At 65.3% G+C, this 22,227-nt stretch carries 25 protein-coding genes; 14 read left to right on the forward strand and 11 right to left on the reverse strand.

The genetic code is table 11. The annotated features are described in order from the left end of the window. Positions 1 to 114 precede the first annotated feature (114 nt). The 7 genes from OKW52_RS02040 to OKW52_RS02070 all read right to left on the reverse strand — a co-directional run bounded on the left by OKW52_RS02040 (position 115) and on the right by OKW52_RS02070 (position 4,676). A complete protein-coding gene (locus OKW52_RS02040) occupies positions 115 to 936 on the reverse strand; it encodes a DUF1217 domain-containing protein (protein ID WP_264504229.1) in 822 nt (273 codons plus the stop codon). After that, the gene (flbT, locus tag OKW52_RS02045) at positions 933 to 1,337 is read right to left on the reverse strand and encodes a flagellar biosynthesis repressor FlbT (protein WP_127106050.1); all 405 of its coding nucleotides are present in this window, start codon (positions 1,335 to 1,337) and stop codon (positions 933 to 935) included. Before flbT ends, OKW52_RS02040 begins: the two co-directional genes overlap by 4 nt. Continuing rightward, positions 1,334 to 1,714, reverse strand: a complete 381-nt coding sequence (flaF, locus tag OKW52_RS02050) for a flagellar biosynthesis regulator FlaF (RefSeq protein ID WP_264504230.1) — start codon at positions 1,712 to 1,714, stop codon at positions 1,334 to 1,336. Before flaF ends, flbT begins: the two co-directional genes overlap by 4 nt. Positions 1,715 to 1,782: 68 nt before the next feature. Continuing rightward, positions 1,783 to 3,063, reverse strand: a complete 1,281-nt coding sequence (locus OKW52_RS02055) for a flagellin (RefSeq protein WP_264504231.1) — start codon at positions 3,061 to 3,063, stop codon at positions 1,783 to 1,785. 206 nt (positions 3,064 to 3,269) lie between these two features. Continuing rightward, the gene (locus OKW52_RS02060) at positions 3,270 to 3,626 is read right to left on the reverse strand and encodes a hypothetical protein (RefSeq protein ID WP_264504232.1); all 357 of its coding nucleotides are present in this window, start codon (positions 3,624 to 3,626) and stop codon (positions 3,270 to 3,272) included. Continuing rightward, positions 3,623 to 3,904, reverse strand: a complete 282-nt coding sequence (locus OKW52_RS02065) for a rod-binding protein (RefSeq protein WP_264504233.1) — start codon at positions 3,902 to 3,904, stop codon at positions 3,623 to 3,625. Before OKW52_RS02065 ends, OKW52_RS02060 begins: the two co-directional genes overlap by 4 nt. Positions 3,905 to 4,547: 643 nt before the next feature. Beyond that, the gene (locus OKW52_RS02070; protein ID WP_264504234.1) at positions 4,548 to 4,676 is read right to left on the reverse strand and encodes a hypothetical protein; all 129 of its coding nucleotides are present in this window, start codon (positions 4,674 to 4,676) and stop codon (positions 4,548 to 4,550) included. 944 nt (positions 4,677 to 5,620) lie between these two features. Between OKW52_RS02070 and OKW52_RS02075 the strand changes: the two genes are divergently transcribed. Beyond that, positions 5,621 to 6,262: a flagellar hook-length control protein FliK gene (locus tag OKW52_RS02075; RefSeq protein WP_264504235.1), complete on the forward strand. Its 642-nt coding sequence runs from the start codon at positions 5,621 to 5,623 to the stop codon at positions 6,260 to 6,262. A 9-nt stretch (positions 6,263 to 6,271) separates the two neighbouring features. Beyond that, the gene (locus OKW52_RS02080) at positions 6,272 to 6,913 is read left to right on the forward strand and encodes a flagellar hook capping FlgD N-terminal domain-containing protein (protein ID WP_264504236.1); all 642 of its coding nucleotides are present in this window, start codon (positions 6,272 to 6,274) and stop codon (positions 6,911 to 6,913) included. 5 nt (positions 6,914 to 6,918) lie between these two features. Here the strand turns inward: OKW52_RS02080 and ubiB are convergent, their stop codons facing one another. Together ubiB and ubiE are read right to left on the reverse strand one after the other, a co-directional pair. Continuing rightward, positions 6,919 to 8,448: a 2-polyprenylphenol 6-hydroxylase gene (gene ubiB, locus OKW52_RS02085; RefSeq protein WP_264504237.1), complete on the reverse strand. Its 1,530-nt coding sequence runs from the start codon at positions 8,446 to 8,448 to the stop codon at positions 6,919 to 6,921. A gap of 1 nt (position 8,449) precedes the next feature. Next, the gene (gene ubiE / locus OKW52_RS02090; RefSeq protein WP_264504238.1) at positions 8,450 to 9,202 is read right to left on the reverse strand and encodes a bifunctional demethylmenaquinone methyltransferase/2-methoxy-6-polyprenyl-1,4-benzoquinol methylase UbiE; all 753 of its coding nucleotides are present in this window, start codon (positions 9,200 to 9,202) and stop codon (positions 8,450 to 8,452) included. A 93-nt stretch (positions 9,203 to 9,295) separates the two neighbouring features. On the opposite strand from ubiE, the gene mutM reads away from it, so the two are divergent. The 12 genes from mutM to gyrB all read left to right on the forward strand — a co-directional run bounded on the left by mutM (position 9,296) and on the right by gyrB (position 20,657). Further along, the gene (gene mutM, locus OKW52_RS02095) at positions 9,296 to 10,159 is read left to right on the forward strand and encodes a bifunctional DNA-formamidopyrimidine glycosylase/DNA-(apurinic or apyrimidinic site) lyase (RefSeq protein WP_264504239.1); all 864 of its coding nucleotides are present in this window, start codon (positions 9,296 to 9,298) and stop codon (positions 10,157 to 10,159) included. A 60-nt stretch (positions 10,160 to 10,219) separates the two neighbouring features. Continuing rightward, positions 10,220 to 10,996: an enoyl-CoA hydratase gene (locus OKW52_RS02100; RefSeq protein WP_264504240.1), complete on the forward strand. Its 777-nt coding sequence runs from the start codon at positions 10,220 to 10,222 to the stop codon at positions 10,994 to 10,996. A 172-nt stretch (positions 10,997 to 11,168) separates the two neighbouring features. Beyond that, entirely contained in the window at positions 11,169 to 11,435 is a 267-nt protein-coding gene (rpsT, locus tag OKW52_RS02105; RefSeq protein WP_264504241.1) for a 30S ribosomal protein S20, read from the forward strand. 448 nt (positions 11,436 to 11,883) lie between these two features. Next, entirely contained in the window at positions 11,884 to 13,275 is a 1,392-nt protein-coding gene (dnaA, locus tag OKW52_RS02110) for a chromosomal replication initiator protein DnaA (protein ID WP_264504242.1), read from the forward strand. Positions 13,276 to 13,380: 105 nt separating this feature from the next. Then, positions 13,381 to 14,499 carry a DNA polymerase III subunit beta gene (gene dnaN, locus OKW52_RS02115; protein WP_264504243.1) on the forward strand — a complete coding sequence of 373 codons (1,119 nt, stop codon included), beginning with the start codon at positions 13,381 to 13,383 and terminating at the stop codon, positions 14,497 to 14,499. A 272-nt stretch (positions 14,500 to 14,771) separates the two neighbouring features. Further along, positions 14,772 to 15,860, forward strand: coding sequence for a DNA replication/repair protein RecF (recF, locus tag OKW52_RS02120; protein ID WP_264504244.1), 1,089 nt, complete (start codon positions 14,772 to 14,774; stop codon positions 15,858 to 15,860). After that, complete coding sequence (locus OKW52_RS02125; protein WP_264504245.1) at positions 15,857 to 16,273, forward strand: VOC family protein; 417 nt, start codon at positions 15,857 to 15,859, stop codon at positions 16,271 to 16,273. Before recF ends, OKW52_RS02125 begins: the two co-directional genes overlap by 4 nt. Before the next feature lie 27 nt (positions 16,274 to 16,300). Next, positions 16,301 to 16,924, forward strand: a complete 624-nt coding sequence (locus tag OKW52_RS02130; protein WP_264504246.1) for a TetR/AcrR family transcriptional regulator — start codon at positions 16,301 to 16,303, stop codon at positions 16,922 to 16,924. After that, positions 16,921 to 17,445: a GFA family protein gene (locus OKW52_RS02135; protein ID WP_264504247.1), complete on the forward strand. Its 525-nt coding sequence runs from the start codon at positions 16,921 to 16,923 to the stop codon at positions 17,443 to 17,445. Before OKW52_RS02130 ends, OKW52_RS02135 begins: the two co-directional genes overlap by 4 nt. Beyond that, positions 17,442 to 17,732: a DUF6958 family protein gene (locus OKW52_RS02140; RefSeq protein WP_264504248.1), complete on the forward strand. Its 291-nt coding sequence runs from the start codon at positions 17,442 to 17,444 to the stop codon at positions 17,730 to 17,732. Before OKW52_RS02135 ends, OKW52_RS02140 begins: the two co-directional genes overlap by 4 nt. A 16-nt stretch (positions 17,733 to 17,748) precedes the next feature. Then, positions 17,749 to 18,120: a hypothetical protein gene (locus OKW52_RS02145; RefSeq protein ID WP_264504249.1), complete on the forward strand. Its 372-nt coding sequence runs from the start codon at positions 17,749 to 17,751 to the stop codon at positions 18,118 to 18,120. Positions 18,121 to 18,218: 98 nt separating this feature from the next. Beyond that, positions 18,219 to 20,657, forward strand: coding sequence for a DNA topoisomerase (ATP-hydrolyzing) subunit B (gene gyrB, locus OKW52_RS02150; protein ID WP_264504250.1), 2,439 nt, complete (start codon positions 18,219 to 18,221; stop codon positions 20,655 to 20,657). Between the two features lie 15 nt (positions 20,658 to 20,672). Here the strand turns inward: gyrB and OKW52_RS02155 are convergent, their stop codons facing one another. Further along, on the reverse strand, positions 20,673 to 20,927 hold the full coding sequence (locus OKW52_RS02155; RefSeq protein ID WP_264504251.1) for a DUF6455 family protein: 255 nt from the start codon (positions 20,925 to 20,927) through the stop codon (positions 20,673 to 20,675). 210 nt (positions 20,928 to 21,137) lie between these two features. Further along, on the reverse strand, positions 21,138 to 22,133 hold the full coding sequence (locus OKW52_RS02160; RefSeq protein WP_264504252.1) for a glutathione S-transferase family protein: 996 nt from the start codon (positions 22,131 to 22,133) through the stop codon (positions 21,138 to 21,140). Positions 22,134 to 22,227: the final 94 nt, after the last annotated feature.

Genomic DNA, 22,227 nt, shown 5'->3' on the forward strand with positions numbered 1-22,227 from the left:
CGCGCACCCCGGACGAAGTGCCGTTGGGCGGCCCATGCGGCGCGTCTGCGGCGCGGTGGCATGGGCTTTCCGGATACACTGGCTTGCGCTGCCGTGTTGTTGTGCCTTCGGGCTCTACCGCCCCAGCAACCTGCGCAATGACGATTGGCCTTGCTGCAATAGCATCAAGGCCCCGGAACTGGCCGTCTCGGCCTGAATTTGCTGAACCTGCTCGGACAGGAAGAAGCGGCGGGTCAGTGTTTCGACCGCCTCGGGGTCATCGAACTGGGCGATGCTGTCCGAGCCCATCAACCGCTCTGTCCGGTCTTTGAGGATATCGACCTGCCGGTCGATATCCAGCGTGCCAAAACCGTCGGGCAAAAGATAGGCGGTCTCGAACACCGCGCGCAGGCTTGGGGTGCCAAGCACCGTGTACCATCGGGCAGCTTCGCTGATGTCTTGCGCCGCAAGCGCCGGCAGATCCCGCTCGAGCGCCAGCGCAAGGCGCATGGATTCACTTTGCACGCCAACCGCCTGCTCGAACGAGCGGTCACGGAAGTCACCCAGAAGTTTCTCGGCGAAACCGTCGAACTGATTCCAGCTGAGGTAGGTATCGCCAAACCCGAAGGCCACATTCAGTTGCTTGTAGCGCTTGTCAGCCAGGCGATTGACGAAGCTGCCGTCTTCCTTGGCAGGGCTTTCCAGCACCTTTTGAATATAGGCCCGGTTTGGCAGGTCATCTTGCAGACCAAATGCGGTGAGCGCGACACTCAGCAAGCGCCGGTCCTTTACCAGATCTTCGGCGCTGGTGATGGATTGGATCGTTTCGCGGAAATACGCCTCGTCGCGTTGGGTGGCAGGGGCGGCGATGAGCGCCGCCTCCTGTTGGTCACGGGTGCGCTGCAGAAACCGCCACCCCACATAGCCGTCAAGCGGCAGGATCGGTTGAAAGCTCATTGTCGTGCCGCTGCCATGAGCCGGTCTTCGCGCGGCAAGAGAGCCCGCAAATGCCGCATTGCCGGATAAAAATCGCGCGCAAGCACGGATTGTGTCGCGCGATCCAGAAGTTGGCGGCTGTCGAAATCGGTCAGCACCTGGCTGAGTTGTTCGATCCCGCGCAACAATTGCGGGCTTGCCTGTTCGGGATCGGTATCACCGCTGAGCACCAACTGCGCGATATAGGCCACGCGGCGCACCGGCGTGACCACTTCACCGGGATGAATCGCGTCGCGCAGCCGCAGGATATTGGCGTTGGGCGTGACAATTGACAACCGGCTGCGGCGTTCACCATTTTCAATGACCGCGCCGTTGATCAGGACCCGTTCGCGCGGTGCCAGTTTCAGGATCAGCCCGCTCATGCTGTACGCCCTCCTGGCCGCAAACCGCGCATGACGGCGGTGTTGATGTCGACCAGAACGTCTGCTGACGCATTGCCAGACAAGACCTGCAGGGTGTGCCGCAAGGTGAACTCGGCCAGATAGAACATGCGCGCCCTGAGATCGGCCGGAAACGCATTTTCGGGGTGGGCCAGATCAGCGGCAAAGGCGGCCCATAGGCGGCGGTTGTCGTTCAAGGCCTCGGTCAGGGCCGCACCTGTTCTGCCACGGGCGTGCGGAATGTGGGTCTGGATGCGGCCCGTGATCCGGGCCAGCACATCATATTCGATATCACGCGGGGTTTTCAGCGCACGGGCGTGATGTCCATAGCTTGTGTGCGCATGGGCTGCGACGCTCATATTAGGGCCTCATGGTGCGAATTCAGGGGCGAGGGTGGGCCGGGCGCTGATGCCCCCGGCCCGAGGCCTCAGCGGAAGAGCGCCAGGATGTTCTGCGGTGCCTGGTTGGCAATCGACAGAGCCTGAATACCCAACTGCTGCTGAACCTGAAGCGCCTGCAGACGCGCCGAGGTTTCTTCCATATCGGCATCCACCAGCGAGCCGATCCCCGACTTCAGCGAACTCATCAGGCTGTTGACGTATTCGCTTTGGATGTCGATCCGACCCTGCGCCGAGCCGAAGTCGGCAGCAGCCCGAATCGCGGTCTGCGTCAGCCCCTCGATGGCCGAGAGAGCCGCCGATGCCCCTTCTTCGCTCGACACGTCGAGGCTGGACAGGATTTCCATCCCGCCGCCCGCCGTGCCACCCGTCGCCAGCGTCGACGTGGTGGTGATGCTGGCCGTGGTGTTGTTGGTGATCGACACCGCACCGGTCCCGTCGGTGCTGGCCGTGATCGCCACGCCTGCACTGGCGGCCTCAAAGTTGAGGCGATCAACCAGCGCCGCCGAGATGTCGGACACCGTATCCCCGTCGCGCGCGATATAGCGCACCGGGTTGGTGATGCCGGTCAGACCACCGATGGCGTAGGAATCGCCTGCAAGCACGCGGTTGCCGCCCCGTGCAAGCGTGGTGGTATCCCCGACCACGGTCATTGTCGCCGTGGCCGCAGCGGCAATCGCACCGGCGCCGGTCATGGCCGTTGCCGCCAGATCGGTACCTGCGCCGACAGATCCGGCCTGCGTACCCAGATCGGCCTTGGACACCGCGATATTCGACGCCGAAACGCTGCCCGAGCTGTTGCGATCCAGCGAGGACAGAATGCTCACGCTGCCGGACCCTTTGATGCCAGCGCCGGCGCCGGTATTCCCGACGATCTGCGCCACGGTCGCACCGCCTTCGCGGTTCGACAGCAGGTTCAGGCCGTTGAACTGGGCCGCCCCGACAATCGACGAGATCTGGCTGCGCAGGGCGGTCACGTCGGTCTGGATCTTTTCGCGATCGACGTTCTCTTCCTGCGCGGCGACGACCTTGCCTTTGATCTCGGTCAGCAGGTCCGTGATCTGCTCGGACGCCGAGCGAGCCACCGCAATCGTCGACGAGCCCAGCGCCAGGCTGTCAGCGATCCCCTTGAAGCCCTTGACGTCGGATTCCATCGTCTTCGAGATGGACCAGATCGCCGAGTTCTGACGGGCGGTCGAGACCGATTTACCCGTCGAGATCTCATTCTGGGTTTGGGACATGTTGGCGTTGATGGTCTTCAGCGTCTGAAGAGCCACCATCGCGGTGTTGTTGGTCAGAATTGAGGACATGGTTATTCCCTTGATAGAAGACGCGTTTTTGCGCCGGTTGTTTGCCGTTCGGAAACGGCGACCAAGCCCTTTCTGGACCTGCGGCTCCGCCTTTGCGGAGAACGCGCCACCTGTATTGGTGCCCTGCCACCCTCGGGCGGATTTACTAAGAGGGTCTTAAGACGCACCGCGCCAACACATCGCATTTCCTTCAAATCCTACACGCTTCACGCGCGCCGATGCAGGCTGCCCGCTTGCGGTTCGAGCGCGGCGCGCGCACCGTTGCGGCCGTAGGTCTGCCCGCGCCCGCCCTCACGCGCGCGAGTCAGCAGGGCACGGGCGTCGGTGATCCCGCTCAGCGCGGCGTCGAACAACCGCGCATTCCGGTGCGCCAGACTGCGGACGGTCTGCATCAGCGCCTCGGCCTCGGGCGGGACCGACTCGCGCGCGGCGGACTCGATATGCTCAATCAACATCGCCTTGCGCGGGGCCAGCCGCGCCAGCCGGGACAGATCGCCTGCGGTCAGCGCCCGGCGCTCTTGCTCCAGCAGGCGGGTGAGTCGAATCAGGGCTGCGCGGGTCATGGGCGTGCCCCCGCTGCACGCTGTCTCAGCGCGTGCTCGATCGAATCGGCCAGACCGATTCCGCCGCGCGCGACCAGGGCGCGGGCCTGTTCGTCGGCCAGAAACGAGGTGAATTGCGCTTCACCCTCGCCGCCGCCACCGGGCCCGTCATGGGCGCGAAAAACGCCCGCACTTTTAAGCATTTCGGCCAGAAAGGCACTTTCGAGAGCCTCGGCGCTGCGGCGCAAAGCGTCGGGCGCAGGCGGTATCGGCGGCAAAGTCGCGGGAATCAGGGTCATCGGTTTCTCCGTTGTCGATGGAACCGACGCTCTCAGATCGCGGTAAAGAAGCAGTAACCAACGGCTGCTAGACCTGAGCTGTCCCAAGACCGGAGCCCCGGAATGTTGCCCTTTGTCCTGTCCGACACCCCCCGTTGCCCCGCGCCACCGCCCCGGCGCGCACCCCCAGCGTGCCCGCAGCAGAGGCGTTTGTGGCCGTTCTGGACAGCCTGCGCGCCAGCGTCAGGCCCACAGAGCCCGTACCGCCGAAGGCTGACTCACCTGAAGAGGTGCAGGCCGGTGTTCAGGGGGACGCGCGGGAAAGGGTGACGGATGAGGCAGACGCCACCCCTGATGGTGCGCAGCCTGATGCTGCGCTGCCCGATATGGCGCAGCGGGACGCGAAACAGCCCGCGCCGGCTGACGTCTTGCCCACCGTCGCGGGCCCGCTTGCGCCGCCGCCGGTCACGGGCGAATCGCCCCCGCGCGCGCCTGCCCCCGCGGCCACCGCGCCGCGTCCTGAGATCACCGCGACGGTCGAGGCCTCTCCGCCTGAGCGCCCGGTCAAAGACAGCGCGCCACGCACGCCGCCCGCACCCGAAGCGTTGGTTCAGGGCCGAATCGCCCTGTCGCCGAAAGCCGCGCCGCCGCCGCAGAAACCGGCTCAGCCCGCGTCGATCGCTGCCGCCGAGGCATCGCCGGCGGTGGTGGCGCAGACCGATGTATCCACGGTCGACGCACCCGCGCAGCACGGCACCCCTGCCGCCGAGATCAGCGCCGCTCTGCCGCGCAAGTCAGTGCAAGATCACCCTGTTGAGCGCTCGGTTCGTGCCCCGCGCAGCGCACCGACACCGGTTCAGAATGCGCCTGCGACCATCGCCCCGCCGCCGGTCCGACCGGATGCCCGCGCCGCGCCGTCCGCACCCGTGGGTCGGGTGATTGACGCTGCCCCCCGGCTCGCTCAGCCGCAGCCGGTTCAGCCAACCGAGACCGAAACGCGGACCCGGCCTGCCCCGTCGCATCCCGAAGCAACCGCCTTACCCGAACCGCCGCAACCTCCGGCGGAAAGCCCGCGCGCGCCGGTTCAACAGGGGCCGATTGCTCCGCTTCCCGCCGATCCGCAGGCAGGCCCCGTGCCTTCTGCTCCGACACCTGACGGACCAGCCGCGCCGGTTACACCGGTCCCCGCTGCGCCCGCCGCGATTTTGGCGCCGCTGCCGCCGGAGATCACGGCCGACCCTGTCGCGCGCCGTCCTGTGACCAAGGTCGTCCCGGCCCGGACCGATCTGGTTGCCGCGGCCTTCGGGCTTCGCCTGACAAACACGGCCCACCCCGCGCCGCCGCCCGGCGCACCCCTGCCGCCCGCCGTGCCGCCGGTGATTGAGCCTGCGGTCCAGCGCGACGCCCCGCCGATCCCCGCACCCGCCGTCGACGAGATCACGCGCAGCGCTCGCCGCCACGCTCGTGCGTGCGGTGCCGCAAGCGCCCCCCGTGCACCCTGTTGCCGTTGTGGCGGCGCCTCAGCCCCTGCCCGTCGCGCCAGAGCCACCCGACACCCGCGCCCCCGTGCCGGACCGCCACCCGACGCCCCAACCCCTAGCACGCGTCGAAACGCCGCCCCTCACCGCGGTCGCAGTCAACACCGCGCCCGCCCCGAAACGCGCCGAGCCGGTTGTCGCCAGACCCACGGACCCGCCCGACCTTGCCGCTCTGCATTCTGCCCCGGCAGGCGCGCCGATGGGCCCTGCCCCGGTCGAGCCACCCGCACCGCGCAAAACCCGCGATCCGCTGCCCATGATGACCGTGGACGCAGCCCCGACAGAGCGCGCCCTGCCCCCCGACCCGGCGCAGCGCCCTGACGTACCTGCGCGCAGTGAGGCACCACAGCCCGAAGCGCGGCATCAGCCCGCCAGCGCCGAGACCCCGCGCCAGATCGCCGAACAGATCGCACCGCGCCTTGTGCAGGCCGGGCGCGCGGGCTTCGATATCGCCTTGCATCCTGAAGAGCTGGGCAGCGTCCGTCTGAAACTGGTCAGCCACGACGGCGGCAGCGTGTTGATCATTCAGGCCGAGCGCCCCGAAACGCTGGACCTGATGCGCCGCCACATCGGCGCGCTTGAGCATGAATTGCGGGCGCTTGGCCATGATCAGCTGTCGCTGCGCTTTAACAGCACCAGCCCGCAGTCGCAGGGCACGAGCCCCGGCTGGCTAACGGGCGGTCAATCAGGGGCGCAGGGTGGCACGTATTCGGGCGGTCAACCGGGGAACCAATCGGGCAATACGCCGTCCACTGCGCCGCAGCCCGATCCGCCGCTCATCACCCCCGACCCAATCGCCGCGCGCAGTCTGGTGCGCGATCACCTCGACCTCAGGCTCTGAGAGGACTTTATGGAAATCACCTCGAACGCTGGCACCTACAGCGCCAATTCCCGACAGCAGACCCCGACGCAGACGGATTATCAGACGTTTCTGAACATGCTGACCGTGCAGATCCAGAATCAGGACCCGCTCAACCCGATGGACCCGTCGGATTTCGCCGTGCAGCTGGCGACGTTTTCGTCGGTCGAGCAACAGACCTATACCAATCAGCTGCTCAGCTCGATGCTGGGCCAGACCGGGCTTGCCGATCTGGGCGGCTGGGTGGGGATGGAAGCGCGGATTTACGGCGGGGCGCATTTCGACGGCACGCCGATCGCCCTGACGCCCGACCCGGCGCTGGGGGCGGATGAGGTCAATCTCATCGTGCGCGACAGCACCGGTGCTATCGTCGACACCCGCAGCCTGGACCCCGAAACGCAGAGCTACAGCTGGGACGGGCTGGACCGCGACGGGGCCGCGCTGCCCGAGGGCACCTATTCGTTCGAGCTGGAGTCAAAGCTGGAGGGCGACACGCTCGATTCGCAACCCGTCGCGGCCTATATGCCGGTGCTTGAAGCGCGGTTTGAGGGTGGCATGACGCTGCTGGTGCTGCCGGGCGGGCTGTATGTGGACAGCACTCAGGTCACCGGGTTGCGCCGCCCCCTGGCGTGATCGCCTTAGAAGTACAGCACCGTCAGCAACCCGGCCCAGGCCACAGCGGCCCCGGCGACGAACCAGCCCAGCGCGGCCAGCGAGCGGCCCTGCGGCGCGGGCGGTTCGGGCTGGCGCAGGCGCAGCAACGCGGTATCCACAGCGCCCGGCAAATGCGGGCCGAACCGGCCGAGCACGGTCATCGTGCGACGCAGATCGCGCAGGAAGGCGGCGGGCCCCAGCGTGGTGCGGATGTAATCCTCGACCACCGGCTGCGCGACATGCCAGATGTTGATCGACGGGTTGAGCGAGCGTGAGACCCCCTCGACCACGACCATGGTGCGTTGCAGCAAGATCAGCTCGGTGCGGGTTTCCATGCCGAAACGCTCGGTCACCTCGAACAGGTAATTGAGCAGTCGTGCCATCGAGATATGGTCGGCGTCCATGCCAAAGATCGGCTCGCCGACCGAGCGCAGGGCGCGGGCGAATTCGTCGATGTCACGGTCGGCGGGGACGTAGCCGGCCTCGAAATGAACCTCGGCGACGCGGCGATAATCCTTGCGGATGAAACCGAACAGGATCTCGGCATAGACGCGGCGGGTGTATTCGTCGATCTGCCCCATGATGCCGAAATCATAGGCGATCAGGTCGCCATTCGCGCTGACCTTCAGGTTGCCCTGATGCATGTCGCCGTGGAAATACCCGTCGCGCAGCGCGTGTTTGAGGAACAGCTGCAGCACCCGCTCGCCCATCTCGGCGCGGTCGACGCCCAGCGCGTCGATGGCGGCGTTATCGCCCAGTGAGACCCCCTCGGCCCAGCCCAGCGTCATCACCGAGCGCGCCGACAGGTGCCACACCGGGCGCGGCACGCGGAAACCGGCGTCGCCTTCGGTATTGGCGGCAAATTCGGCGGCGGCGGCGGTTTCCAGACGCAGGTCCAGCTCCCCCATGACCACGCCCTCAAAATGCGCGATCACCTCGATCGGGCGCAGGCGGCGGGTCGAGGGCAGCAGGCGCGCAACCATCCCGGCGGCGAAATAGAAGGCGTCGATGTCGCGCCGGAAGGCGCGCACGATGCCGGGTCGCAGCACTTTCACCGCGACCTCTTCGCCGGTTCCGGCGACGCGCGCATGGTGAACCTGCGCGATCGAGGCGGCGGCGACCGGCTCGCTGAATTCCGAGAACATCTCGTCGACCGGGCGTTCCAGCTCGGCCTCGATCATCGCGCGGGCCTGCGCCTGCGGGAAGGGCGGCAGCTTGTCCTGCAGATAGCGCAGCTGGTTGGCCAGATCGGGGCCGACGATATCGGGGCGCGTCGACAGGATCTGGCCGAATTTGATATAGGCCGGGCCCAGCGCGGTCAGCGCGCGGGTGACCGGCGGCAGCGCCGGGTCGCCCTTCAGCCCCAGCCACGCAAACGGCCAGCCCATCACGCGGGCGACAAAGCGCAACCGCGGCGGCACGCTCATCGCTTCCAGCACCACACGCATCGCGCCGGTGCGCTCGAACGTGGCGCCGGTGCGGATCAGCCGCCAGATGTTGTGCGGGCCTCTCACGTCAGAGCTTCCAGCCCGAATGCAGCGCGGCGATGCCCATGGTCAGGTTGCGGTACTTCACCTGACCGAAGCCCGCGTCGCGGATCATCGCGGCGAAGGTCTCCTGGTCAGGGAACTTGCGGATCGATTCGACCAGATACTGATAGCTGTCGCGATCGCCCGCCACCAACTGCCCCATGCGCGGGATCACGTTGAAGGAATAGAGATCATAGGCTTTCTGCATCATCTCATTGGGGATCTGGCTGAACTCCAGCACCATCAGCCGCCCGCCGGGTTTGAGCACGCGGTAGGCCTCGGCCAGCGCGTCGGGGATGCGGGTCACGTTCCGGATGCCGAAGCTGATGGTGTAGACGTCGTAGGTATTGGCTTCGAGCGGCAGCGCCATCGCGTCGCCGACCACCCAGTCCAGCCGTCCGGCCAGTTGCTCGGCCTCGGCGCGCTTGCGGCCCTCTTCCAGCATCGGCGCGGTCATATCCAGCACGGTCGCTTGTGACCCCTGCCCCGCCCGGTTCAGGAACCGGAACGCCACGTCACCGGTGCCCCCGGCCACGTCGAGCAGGCGCTGGCCGGGCCGGGGCGCCAGCCAGTCCATCATCGCGTCTTTCCAGACACGGTGAATCCCCATGCTCATCAGATCGTTCATCACGTCATACTTGGACGCAACGGAACTGAAGACGCCATGGACCATGCCGGCCTTGTCGTCCTCATCAACGGTCTGAAAACCAAAATGCGTCTGGCGATTGTCCGGGCTCATGGCGCCCCCCTGATCTTGCGCGTCGCCTCTCCTTAGCCGAGGATGGCGGTCCTCACAATGCGACCCCTGCGCATTGCCAGAATGGAGCGCCCCTTGCCCGAATTACCCGAGGTGGAAACCGTCCGCCGTGGCCTTGCCCCGGCGATGGAGGGTCAGCGCATCGCGCTGGCCGAGGTCCGACGGCCCGATCTGCGCTGGCCCTTCCCCGAACGCATGGCCGAACGCCTGACCGGCGCGCGCGTTGACCGGCTGCGCCGGCGGTCGAAATACATTCTGGCCGATCTGGACACGGGCGAATCGCTGCTGATCCATCTGGGGATGAGCGGGCGGATGACGGTGTCAGGGCTGGCGGCGCCCTATGTGCCGGGGCAGTTCCACCACCAGCACCCGATGCCGGAAAAACACGACCATGTGGTGTTCGACATGGAGGGCGGCGCGCGTGTGACCTTCAACGATCCGCGCCGCTTTGGCGCGATGGACCTGATGCCGACGGCGACGGCGGACAGCCATCCGCTGCTGGCGGCGCTGGGGCCGGAACCGCTGGGCAACGAATTCAGCGCCGATCTGCTGGCGCTGAAACTGGCCGGGCGCAAAGGGCCGATCAAGGCGCTGCTGCTGGATCAGAAGCTGGTGGCAGGCCTGGGCAATATCTATGTCTGCGAGGCGCTTCACCGCGCCCATATCCACCCCGAACGCGCGGGCGGAAAGATCGCGCGGGCAGAGCTGGACGTGCTGGCCACCGAGATCCGGCTGGTGCTGCAAGAGGCGATCGAGGCGGGCGGCTCCAGCCTGCGCGATTACCGGCAGGCCGATGGCGAGCTGGGCTATTTCCAGCATTCCTTCCGCGTCTATGACCGCGAAACCCAGCCCTGCCCCACCCCCGGCTGCACCGGAACCATCGCGCGCATCGTGCAAAGCGGGCGCTCCAGCTACTATTGTTCGCGCTGTCAGAGATAGCTTGAACCCCTGTCCCATCCTGCTAGACACGGGTCCGGAAACGACCACAGGGAACCCCTCATGGCGTACGAAACCATTCTCGTCGAAATCGCTCAGCATGTTGCCGTGATTCGACTGAATCGGCCTGAAGCTCTCAATGCCCTGAACTCGCAGCTGCTGAGCGAACTGGCCGAGGCTCTCAAAGCCGCAGACAAGAACGACAAGGTGCGGTGCATCGTGCTCACCGGCTCGGAAAAGGCGTTCGCCGCCGGGGCTGATATCAGCGAGATGGCACCGAAGTCCTTTGTCGACGTGTTCACCGAAGACTTCTTTGCCCCCGAATCCGAGGTCATCATGGCCGTCCGCAAGCCGATCATCGCGGCGGTGTCGGGTTATGCGCTGGGAGGTGGCTGTGAACTGGCGATGATGTGCGACTTCATCATCTGCGCGGAAAACGCCAAATTCGGCCAGCCCGAGATCAATCTGGGCGTTGTCGCCGGGATCGGTGGCACGCAGCGCCTGACCCGTCTGGTGGGCAAGTCCAAGGCGATGGACATGCACCTGACCGGCCGCTTCATGGATGCCGAAGAGGCCGAGCGTTCGGGGCTGGTCAGCCGCGTCGTGCCGACCAAGAAACTGATGGAAGAAGCGCTGGGTGCGGCGCAGAAGATCGCGTCCAAGTCGGGGCTGGCGGCAAAAGTGGTCAAAGAGGCGGTCAACCGCAGCTATGAGACCACGCTGCGCGAAGGCCTGCTGTTCGAACGCCGGGTGTTCCACGCCCTGTTCGCCAGCGAAGACCAGAAAGAGGGCATGAGCGCCTTCCTTGAGAAGCGCGAAGCGCAGTTCCGCGACCGCTGATCCTGCAAGACCTGAGGGGGAGGCGATTCCCCCTTTCCTTTGGTGCGCGTTTGCTTTAATCGCCACCGTCACATGCGCGTGGGCCCGCTTAAGGCGAGAATCGACCTGATCCTGAGGGATTGGTGGGTCTGTGCGCGAAGATATTGTAACAGACCCGGAAAGAGCCCAGACCATGGCCAATACGTCACAATCCCAAAAACGCGCCCGTCAGGCGGACGCCCGCTTTGAAATCAACAAAGCCCGCCGCTCGCGCATCCGCACCTATTTGCGCAAAGTGGAAGAAGCGATTGCCTCGGGCGACGCTGAAGTCGCCAAAGCTGCCCTGATCGAAGTGCAGCCCGAGCTGGCGCGTGGCGTTTCCAAAGGCGTTCTGCACAAGAATACCGCGTCGCGGAAAATGTCGCGCCTTGCGTCGCGCGTGAAATCGCTGACCGCCTGATATTCAAAGGCTAAGCCCTTGATAAGTAAAGAAAAAGCGCGCCCTTGGTGCGCTTTTTTGCGTTACGCGCCCGTCACTGTGGCACGAAAACTACGCCCAAACCGATTCCTTTCACCCCCGGTCCTGTCAAGCAAGTTGTTCGGTTGATGCCGCTGCGCGCACCGGGATAGCGTGGTCTTGCGATTCACAAAGCCCTTGGGGGGGTCACGTCAGAAGCGCCTCGATCTGTCACCTCGCGCCACTGCGGTCCGAGGGGGTGTGTCGTGTCGCCTATCGGCCCGGAAGACTGCCTCCGGTGTCTCCTGATCCCCTTTTGCCCGCGCGCCGCTTTTGCAAGCGGTGTCTCTGGTCGACTGCGTCGCCTTTCGGCAACCCGGATTAACCGGGCGTCATAAAAATGAAATACTTCCGCACCTCTGCCGGTGCGGCACTTTTGGGTCGGGACAGAATGACAAACGCGGTGTGGGGCAATGTACGCAACAAGATCAAGGAACAGGTCGGCGACCACAATTTCATAACCTGGATCGCACCGCTTGAGCTGAGCGCGGTTGAAGACGGCGTTGCGCACCTGACCGCGCCGACCAACTTCATCGCCAATTGGGTGAACCGCAACTTTGCGGACCCGATGCTGCGTGCGATGGGTGCCGCCGGCATGCCCGCCCAGCGGATCGAGATCGCCGTGCAGGTCCGCGCCCCCGGTGCCGCCGCCCCCGTCGCGCAGCAGCCCGCGCCCGCCCCGGCACCGCCCAGCTATATCGCGCCGACCCGCGCCGCTGCGCCCGGCAAAGGCGACGACGAGCTGCCCGCAGCGCCGCTGGACGCGCGCTTTACCTTCGACAATTTCGTCGTCGGCAAACCCAACGCGCTGGCCCATGCCGCCGCCCGCCGGGTCGCCGAGGGCGCTGCCGTCAGCTTCAACCCGCTGTTCCTGTATGGCGGCGTCGGCTTGGGCAAGACGCACCTGATGCACGCCATCGCGTGGGAAATTCAGTCCCGCAACCCCGAAGCCCGCGTGATGTATCTGAGCGCCGAGCAGTTCATGTACCGCTTCGTGCAGGCCCTGCGCGACCGCCAGACGCTTGATTTCAAAAGCCTGTTCCGTTCGGTAGATATCCTGATGGTCGATGACGTGCAGTTCATCGCCGGCAAGGAATCGACGCAGGAAGAATTCTTCCACACGTTCAACGCGCTGATCGACCAGAACAAGCAGATCATCATTTCGGCCGACCGCGCGCCCGGAGAGATCAAGGATCTGGAAGAACGCATCAAGAGCCGGTTGCAATCGGGGCTGGTGGTCGATCTGCACCCGACCGATTACGAACTGCGCTTGGGCATCCTGCAGCAAAAAGCCGAGATGAACCGCGCCAACTATGGCGACGTGGCGATCAACTCGGACGTGCTGGAGTTCCTGGCCCACCGAATCACCAACAACGTCCGCGTGCTCGAAGGTGCGCTGACCCGCCTGCTGGCCCTTGCGTCGCTTCTGGGCCGCGACATCACGCTGGACATGACGCAGGACTGCCTTGCCGACATCCTGCGCTCGTCCGAGCGCAAGGTCACGGTCGAGGAAATTCAGCGCAAGGTGGCCGAGCATTACAACATCCGCCTCAGCGACATGATCGGCCCCAAGCGCCTGCGCACCATCGCGCGGCCGCGTCAGGTGGCGATGTATCTGTCCAAGCAGATGACCACCCGCTCGCTGCCCGATATCGGCCGCCGCTTTGGCGGGCGCGACCACACCACAATCCTGCACGGCGTGCGCAAAGTCGAAGAACTGCGCGCATCCGACAGCCAACTGGCCGAAGACCTTGAATTGCTGCGCCGTCTTCTGGAAAGCTGACCTTGACGTGGCCCTCAAAGGGCCGCAAACAAACAGGAACAAAAACAGACTGGCCGGGCCGATGACTTATCGGCACCGGCCAGACGTGTCGGAGAGGGTTTGGAAATGAAGCTCAGCATCGAACGCGCAACGCTGTTGAAGGCCGTCGCGCAGGCGCAGTCGGTGGTCGAGCGTCGCAATACCATCCCGATCCTGGCCAACGTGCTGATCGAGGCCGAAGGCTCGACCGTCAGCTTCAGGGCCACCGATCTGGATATCGAGGTCGTCGACAAGGCCGCCGCCATGGTCGAACGCGCCGGGGCGACCACCGTGTCGGCGGTCATGCTGCATGAAATCGTGCGCAAACTGCCCGATGGCGCGCTGGTCTCGCTGACCGACGACCAACGCACCGGCCGGCTGACGGTGGAAGCAGGGCGCTCGACCTTCGCGCTGGCCACCCTGCCGCGCGAAGATTTCCCGGTGATGGCCTCGTCCGAGTATCAGAGCAATTTCTCGGCCAAGGCGGGCGATCTGCGCCGTCTGTTCGAGAAGTCGAAATTCGCCATCTCGACCGAGGAAACCCGCTATTACCTCAACGGCGTCTACATGCATGTGGCCGAGGGCGAAGACGGTCGCGTGCTGCGCTGCGTCGCCACCGATGGCCACCGTCTGGCCCGCATCGACACGCCGCTGCCGGAAGCGGCCGTGGGCATGCCGGGCGTGATCGTGCCGCGCAAGACGGTGAATGAGCTGCGCAAGCTGCTGGATGATGACGAGGCCGACATCGCGATTTCGGTGTCGGAAACCAAGGTGCGCTTTGCCACACCGGAAATCGCCCTGACCTCGAAGGTCATCGACGGCACCTTCCCCGATTACACGCGGGTGATTCCCGTCGGCAATACCAAGCGGCTGGAAGTGGATGCGTCCGATTTCGCCAAGGCGGTGGACCGCGTGGCGACGGTGTCCTCTGAGCGCTCGCGCGCGGTCAAGCTGATCCTGGAAGAGGACAAGCTGACGCTGAGCGTCAATGCCCCCGACAGCGGCACCGCCGAGGAAGAGCTGGTCGTGGCCTATGGCGACGAACGGCTGGAGATCGGCTTCAACGCCAAATACCTGCTGGAAATCGCCAGCCAGATTGACCGCGAGAACGCCGTGTTCATGTTCAACTCGTCAGGCGAACCGGCGCTGGTGCGCGAAGGCTCTGATGCCTCGGCGGTGTATGTCGTGATGCCGATGCGGGTGTAAAGAAAGGGGGCTTTCCGCCCCCTCGCCTTCGGCTCGCCCCCCGAGGATATTTGCAGAGCAAAGAAGCGGGCAATTTGAATCGAATTGTCTGCGTCCTTTGACGGCGACCACGGCCTCCTGGCGGCGCTGGAAGCATCCGCATCAAGACCCCACCCGGGGCCGCCGGGTCACACGCGCGATTGCAAGCGATGATCCGGTGTCTGAATTGGGCCTTGTCGCAAGACGAGGCCCTTTCCATTGCGGTTACGCGCGTTGTTGCTTAACCCTCTCGCATGACCCTGCACCTTGCCCAGCTTACCCTCTCGCAGTTCCGCTCGCATCCGCGGGCCGAGGTGGCGTTCGACGGGCGGCCCGTGGTGCTGTATGGCGACAACGGGGCGGGCAAGACCAATCTGCTTGAGGCGATTTCCCTGCTCAGCCCCGGTCGCGGGCTGCGCCGCGCCGCGCCCGAGGAGTTGATCGGCCAACCCGCCGCACTGGGCTGGAAGATCAGCGCCGAGTTGCACCGGGGTGCGACCCCGCATGAGATCGAAACCACCGCCAGCCCCGGCTCCAGCCGCACCGTGCGCATCGACGGCAAGCTGGCGACGCAGACGGCGCTGGGGCGGCTGGCGGCGATGCTGTGGCTGACGCCGGCGATGGACCGGCTGTGGATCGAAGCCTCCGAGGGGCGGCGGCGGTTCCTCGACCGACTGGTGCTCGGGTTCGAGCCGGACCATGCCGAGGCCACGCTGGCCTATGAAAAAGCCATGCGCGAGCGCAATCGCCTGCTGCGGGAAGGCGTCACCGATCCCGCGTGGTACGGCGCGCTGGAGCAGCAGATGGCGACGTCTGGCACGCAGGTGACGCAGAACCGCCGCGCCACGCTCGACCGTCTGGCGAAGGCGGCGGACCCGGCCAGCCCCTTCCCGCAGGCCGATCTGTCGCTGGCGGATGACAGCCCCGACGATCTGGCCCCCGCACTGGCCGAAGGCCGCCGCCGCGATATGGCTGCCGGGCGCACGCTTATCGGCCCGCACCGCGCCGATCTGAGCGCGCTGTGGGCCGCCCGCGCCCGCCCCGCCGCGCAATGCTCGACCGGCGAGCAAAAGGCGCTGCTGATCGCGACGATCCTTGCCCATGCCCGCGCGCTGCATCAAGACAGCGGCCACGCGCCACTGCTCTTGCTCGACGAGGTTGCCGCACATCTGGATGACGGCCGCCGCGCCGCGCTTTATGATGCGCTGTGTGATCTGGGCGCGCAGGCTTTCCTGACCGGCACCGGCCCCGAGCTGTTCACGCCGCTGGGCCCGCGTGCCCAAGCTTTCCGACTTACCGAAACTGGCGGCCAGTCCCGCCTGACCCAAGAGGAACTGCCATGACTCCGCAACGCGTAAACCTGATCACCCTTGGCGTCGCTGATCTGCAGCGGGCAAGGGCCTTTTACGACGCGCTGGGATGGGAGAGCAGCGAAAGCACCCCGGGCGTTGTCTTCTATGATCTGGGCGGAATGAAGCTGGGTCTGTTCGGGCTGGAACCGCTGGCCGAAGATCAGGGCCGCCCCGGTGCCACGCTGGGCACCGGCGCCGTGACGCTGGCGCAGAACTTCAACAGCCCGCAAGAGGTCGATGTCGCCTTCGCTCAGGCGTTGAAGGCGGGCGCGACGGCGCTGAAAACCCCGGAAAAGGTCTTTTGGGGCGGGTATTCGGGCTATTATGCCGATCTGGACGGCCATGTCTGGGAAGTGGCCCACAACCCGTTCTGGACGCTGGACGACGACGGCAAGCTTGCCTGAATACCGACCGTCTGGTATGTTCAGCGCATGTCCAGACCGACGAAACACGCCCCCGAACGCGGTCACGCCCGTCAGCGCCTGCTGGAAGCGGCGCGCGATGTGATCCGGGCAAAGGGATTCGCCGCCACCAGCGTCGATGACCTTTGCACCAGCGCCGGGGTGACCAAGGGGGCGTTCTTTCACCATTTTGCATCGAAAGAAGCGTTGGGCATCGCTGCCGCCGACTTCTGGGCGCAAAGCACCGGCGCGTTCTTTGCCGCCGCGCCCTATCACGCCCCCGCCGATCCGCTGGACCGGGTGCGCGCCTATCTGGACTTTCGCCGCGCGCTGATCGCGGGCGAGACATGGGAATACACCTGCCTCGTCGGCACCATGGCCGAAGAGACCCACACCACCCATCCCGCCATCGCCGAGGCCTGCGGCGCGGCGATCTTTGGCCACGCCGCGACGCTTGAGGCCGATATCGCTGCCGCAATGGCGGCGCGCGGCCTTACCACACCCGATGCCGCCAGTCTGGCCCGCCACACGCAGGCCGTGCTTCAGGGCGCCTTCGTGCTGGCCAAGGCTGGCGGCGGGCCCGAGGCCGCGCGTGAGGGGATCGACCACCTGCGGCACTATCTTGACCTGTTGTTCGCACCGGAGGACGCATGACCGACCTGACCTGTCACTGCGGCAAGACCGCGTTGGCGCTGAGTGGTACGCCCATTCTGACCGCCACCTGCCATTGCACCTCGTGCCGGCAGGCCGCCGCCGAACTGGCCGCGCTGCCGGGCGCCAGCCCGGTGACCGATGCCAACGGCGGCACACCCTTCGTCTTGTGGCGCAAAGACCGCGCGCAGGTCGTGCGCGGCGGCGAGACGCTGCGTGCGCATCTGCTGCGCGAGGGCGGCTCGCGGCGGGTGGTCGCCACCTGCTGCAACGCGCCGATGTATCTGGAATTCAAGGGCGGGCACTGGCGCTCGCTCTATGCCGCGCGTTTCGACGCGCCGCCGCCGGTCGAAATGCGCACGATGCTGATGGATGCCCTGCCCGGCAGCGTCCCTGACGACGGCATTCCCGGTGCCAGACGCCAGTCGGCGCGCTTCATGCTGCGGTTGCTGGGGGCCTGGGCTGCCACCGGCTTCCGCTTTTTCCGCATGGACCCGATGCCACCCCTGGAGACCACGTCATGAGCGACACGATCGAGATCGAGAACGTCATCCAGCCCGGCAAGCGCTACCGGGTCAACCGCGCGAAATATGACGCTGCGCGCGCGGCCTTGCTGGCGGTCCTGCCCGCCGAAGCCCCCGGCCTGACGGCGCGCGACGCGCAGGCCGCGATGAAAGCGCATCTGCCCGAGGATCTGTTTCCCGGCGGCGAGAAGGTCGGCTGGTGGATGAAGGCCGTCCAGCTGGATCTGGAAGCCAAGCGCATCATTGCCCGCAGCGCAGGCTCGCCGCTGCGCTTTCACCGCCTCTGACCAAGGGATCGTGCCCATGCTCCGACTTGCCCTGCTGTTGACCCTCGCAGCCGCCCCCGCAGCCGCGCAAAGCTTTACCGAAAGCCATACGGGCACATGGATCGGCGAGGGCACACAAACCGACGGCCAGCGATGGCAGATGCTGCTGATCCTGCGACCCGATGGCGCGATCGTGGATTACCCGGACTTCCCCTGCTCGGCCTTCTGGCGCTTCGACGCGATCACCGAAACCACGGCCACGGGATCCGAGCATCTGGTTGCCGGGTTCGCGGAGTGCACCGATGATCTGAGCCTGTCACTGCGCGGCGACGGCAAAGGCGCTTTGCTGGTGACATGGAGCGAAACCGGCGTCACCCCCGACGCCACGGCGACGCTTTCCCGGCAATAGTCGCCAACCCGCCCGTAGCCCCCCAAATCTTGTGTCTGATGCGTGACAACCCCCCGGAATCCGGTAGGTATCGGGCAGGTAAATTACGGAAGGTCAGCATGACGGCTCAACCCGCCCCGCGCGAGGATTACGGCGCTGATTCTATTAAAGTTCTCAAGGGCTTGGATGCAGTTCGCAAACGCCCCGGAATGTATATCGGCGATACCGACGATGGCTCTGGCCTGCACCACATGGTGTACGAGGTTGTCGATAACGGTATTGACGAGGCTCTGGCCGGTCACGCCACCGCCGTCAGCGTAAAGATCCACGCCGACAGCAGCGTGTCGGTGCGCGATAACGGTCGCGGGATTCCGACCGATATCCACACCGAAGAAGGCGTCTCGGCGGCCGAGGTCATCATGACCCAGCTGCACGCGGGCGGTAAATTCGATCAGAACAGCTATAAGGTTTCGGGCGGCCTGCACGGCGTCGGCGTGTCTGTGGTCAACGCACTGTCCGACTGGCTTGAGTTGCGCATCTGGCGCGGCGGCAAGGAATGGTACGCGCGGTTTGAAAACGGCGACACCGCGATCCATCTGCGCGAAGAAGGCCCCGCCGCCGAGGGCGAGAAGGGCACAGAAGTGCGCTTCATGGCCAGCGCCAAGACCAACCGCCCGGATGGCACGTTCTCCAATCTGGAATACAAGTTCCAGACGCTGGAAAACCGCCTGCGTGAGCTGGCGTTCCTGAACTCGGGCGTGATGATCGTCATCGAGGACGAGCGCCCGGCCGAACCGCTGCGGACCGAATTCTGCTATGAGGGCGGCGTGCGCGAATTCGTGCGCTACCTTGATCGTTCGAAGACCCCGGTCATGCCGGAACCGATCTGGATCACCGGCGAGAAAGACGGCATCGGCGTTGAAGTGGCGATGTGGTGGAACGACAGCTACCACGAGACGGTGCTGCCCTTCACCAACAACATTCCGCAGCGCGATGGCGGCACGCATATGGCGGGCTTCCGTGGCGCGCTGACCCGCACGATCAACGCCTATGCGCAATCCTCGGGGATCGCGAAGAAGGAAAAGATCAGCTTCACCGGCGATGATGCGCGCGAAGGCCTGACCTGCGTGCTGTCGGTCAAGGTGCCTGACCCCAAGTTCAGCTCGCAGACCAAGGACAAGCTGGTCTCGTCCGAGGTGCGCCCGGCGGTTGAGAATCTGGTCAACGAAAAGCTGAGCGAGTGGTTCGAGGAAAACCCCAGCCACGCCAAGCAGATCGTCGGCAAAATCGTCGAGGCCGCGCTGGCCCGTGAGGCCGCGCGCAAGGCCCGCGACCTGACCCGCCGCAAGACCGCGCTGGATGTGGCGTCGCTGCCCGGCAAGCTGGCCGATTGTCAGGAACGCGATCCGTCCAAGTCTGAATTGTTCCTGGTCGAGGGTGACTCGGCCGGCGGGTCGGCCAAGCAGGGCCGCTCGCGGCAGAATCAGGCCGTGCTGCCGCTCAAGGGCAAGATCCTGAACGTCGAGCGTGCGCGCTTTGACCGGATGCTGTCCAGTCAGGAGATCGGCACGCTGATCACCGCACTGGGCACCGGCATCGGCCGCGACGAGTTCGACCTTGGCAAGCTGCGCTACCACAAGATCGTCATCATGACCGATGCTGACGTCGACGGCGCCCACATCCGCACGCTGCTGCTGACCTTCTTCTACCGCCAGATGCCGCAACTGATCGAAGGCGGGCACCTCTATATCGCCGAGCCGCCGCTCTACAAAGTGGCGCGCGGGCGGTCGGAAGTGTACCTCAAGGACGTCCCGGCGCTGGAAGATTACCTGATCGCGCAGGGCATTGATGGTGCCTCGCTGAAGTTGAACACCGGCGAAGTGATCGCCGGGCAAGACCTGCAGCGCGTTGTCGAAGCGGCGCGCGCCTTCAAACGCGTGCTCGACGCCTTCCCGACGCATTACCCGCGCAACGTGCTGGAACAGGCCGCGCTTGCCGGTGCGTTCGATCCGGGCCGGGTGGATGGCGACCTGCAAGCCGTGGCAAATAATGTCGCGCAACGGCTTGATATGGTTGCCAAAGAATACGAGCGTGGCTGGACCGGCCGCATCACGCAAGAGCAGGGCATCCGCCTGTCGCGCATCCTGCGCGGCGTGGAAGAGATCCGCAATCTGGACGGCGCTGTGTTGCGCTCGGGCGAAGCGCGGCGGCTGTCGCGCCTGTCGGGCGAAACGCGCAACGTCTATTCCAGCCTGTCGCAACTCTCGCGTCGGGACCGGATGCAGACGATTCACGGCCCGGTCGAGCTGCTGCAAGCCATGCTCGATGAAGGTCAGCGCGGGCTGTCGCTGCAACGCTACAAGGGTCTGGGTGAGATGAACCCGGGCCAGCTGTGGGAAACCACGCTGGACCCCGAAGCGCGCACGCTGCTGCAGGTCAAGGTCGACGACGTGGCCGAAGCGGACGACATTTTCAGCAAGCTGATGGGTGACGTGGTGGAACCGCGCCGCGAGTTCATCCAGAAGAACGCACTGAACGTGGAAAATCTGGATACCTGATCAGGCGCCGCGCGGTTAGCGCGCGGCGACATCATTCAGGATATCACGGTTGGCGCAGAACGCTGGCATGTGTCCGCAAACCTGACCGCGCGCGCTGTATTGCCAGCGCGCGCATTTCTTTGTGTGCCAGCAGCGCGCGCAATTCAGCAGCATTTCCGACAGATCAGCGGGCGTCATCACCGCCCCCTCAATCACGCGCGCCAGATCCACGCCCAGTTTGGGCGCGACATTCCAGATCTGGGCATTGTTCGACGGTGAGTGAATCGTCACGGCGCGACCCTTGCTGACGGCGGCACCAGACCACCTTTCAGGGCAGTTTACGAAATCATGCCGCCCCAAGGGTTAATTTCTAAACGCCATCGCGGTTTTGATTCCAGCTTTTTTCCTCAAATTGTGGCGATTTTTGCACCGCGACCCCGGCAAAACGCAAACCCCGCGCCCTGACCGGGCGCGGGGGTTGCATCGCGGCTGGCACAACCGTCAGCGTGCCGAGCCCAGCACATCGCCACGCCCATGCGGCGCGTCGAAGTCCAGAGCCGGGCCGATGGGCACAATCCGGTGCGGATTAACCGTGTCATGGCTGTAGTAATAGTGCCGCGTGATGTGATCCAGCCGCACCGTCTGCGCCACGCCCGGGACCTGATACAGGGCGCGGGTATAGTCCCACAGGGTCGGATAATCGACGATCCGGCGGCGGTTGCACTTGAAGTGGCCGTGGTACACCGCATCGAAACGCACCAGCGTGGTAAACAGCCGCCAGTCGGCTTCCGTCACCCGGTCACCCATCAGGAACCGCCGGTCACTCAACCGCGTTTCCAGCCAGCCGAGCGTCTCAAACAGCGGCCCGACGGCGTCATCATAGGCCTTTTGCGTGGTGGCAAAGCCCGCCTTGTAGACCCCGTTGTTAAACGTATCGTAAATCCGCGCATTCACCGGCTCGATGGCCTCGCGCAGATCGGCAGGCCAGAAATCCAGCGTGTTGCCGGTAATCCCGTCAAACGCGGAATTGAACATGCGGATGATCTCGGAACTCTCGTTCGAGACGATGGTCTTGCGCGCCGTGTCCCACAAAACCGGCACCGTCACGCGCCCAGTCATCAGCGGATCGGCGCGGGTATAGACCTGGTGCATATATTCGGCGTCGCCCAGCATATCGCCCGTTGCGCCGTCAAAATCCGCGCGCAACTCCCAGCCGTTTTCCAGCATGTCGGGGTGCACCACCGACAGCCCGATGTGATCCTCTAACCCTTTGAGGCTGCGGAAAATAAGCGCCCGGTGGGCCCAGGGGCAAGCATAGGAAACATAGAGGTGATAGCGCCCGCTTTCGGCCTTGAAGCCCCCCTCGCCCGAGGGGCCGGCGCTGCCATCCGCCGTCACCCAGTTGCGCCAGCTTGCGGCGTTGCGCTTGAACGCCCCGCCGGTGCTCTTGGTGTCGTACCAGCCGGTGTCCCAGCGACCTTCGATCAGTTGTCCCATGAATCCTCTCCTTTCCTTAGAAGGTGACTGTTGGCGGCCACAGGTCAACCAGCCACGGCGCGCAGGGTCTGTGCAGGGACAAACAGCGGCAAAT

This window comes from Pararhodobacter zhoushanensis (assembly GCF_025949695.1).
In the GTDB taxonomy this organism is placed as follows: domain Bacteria; phylum Pseudomonadota; class Alphaproteobacteria; order Rhodobacterales; family Rhodobacteraceae; genus Pararhodobacter; species Pararhodobacter zhoushanensis_A.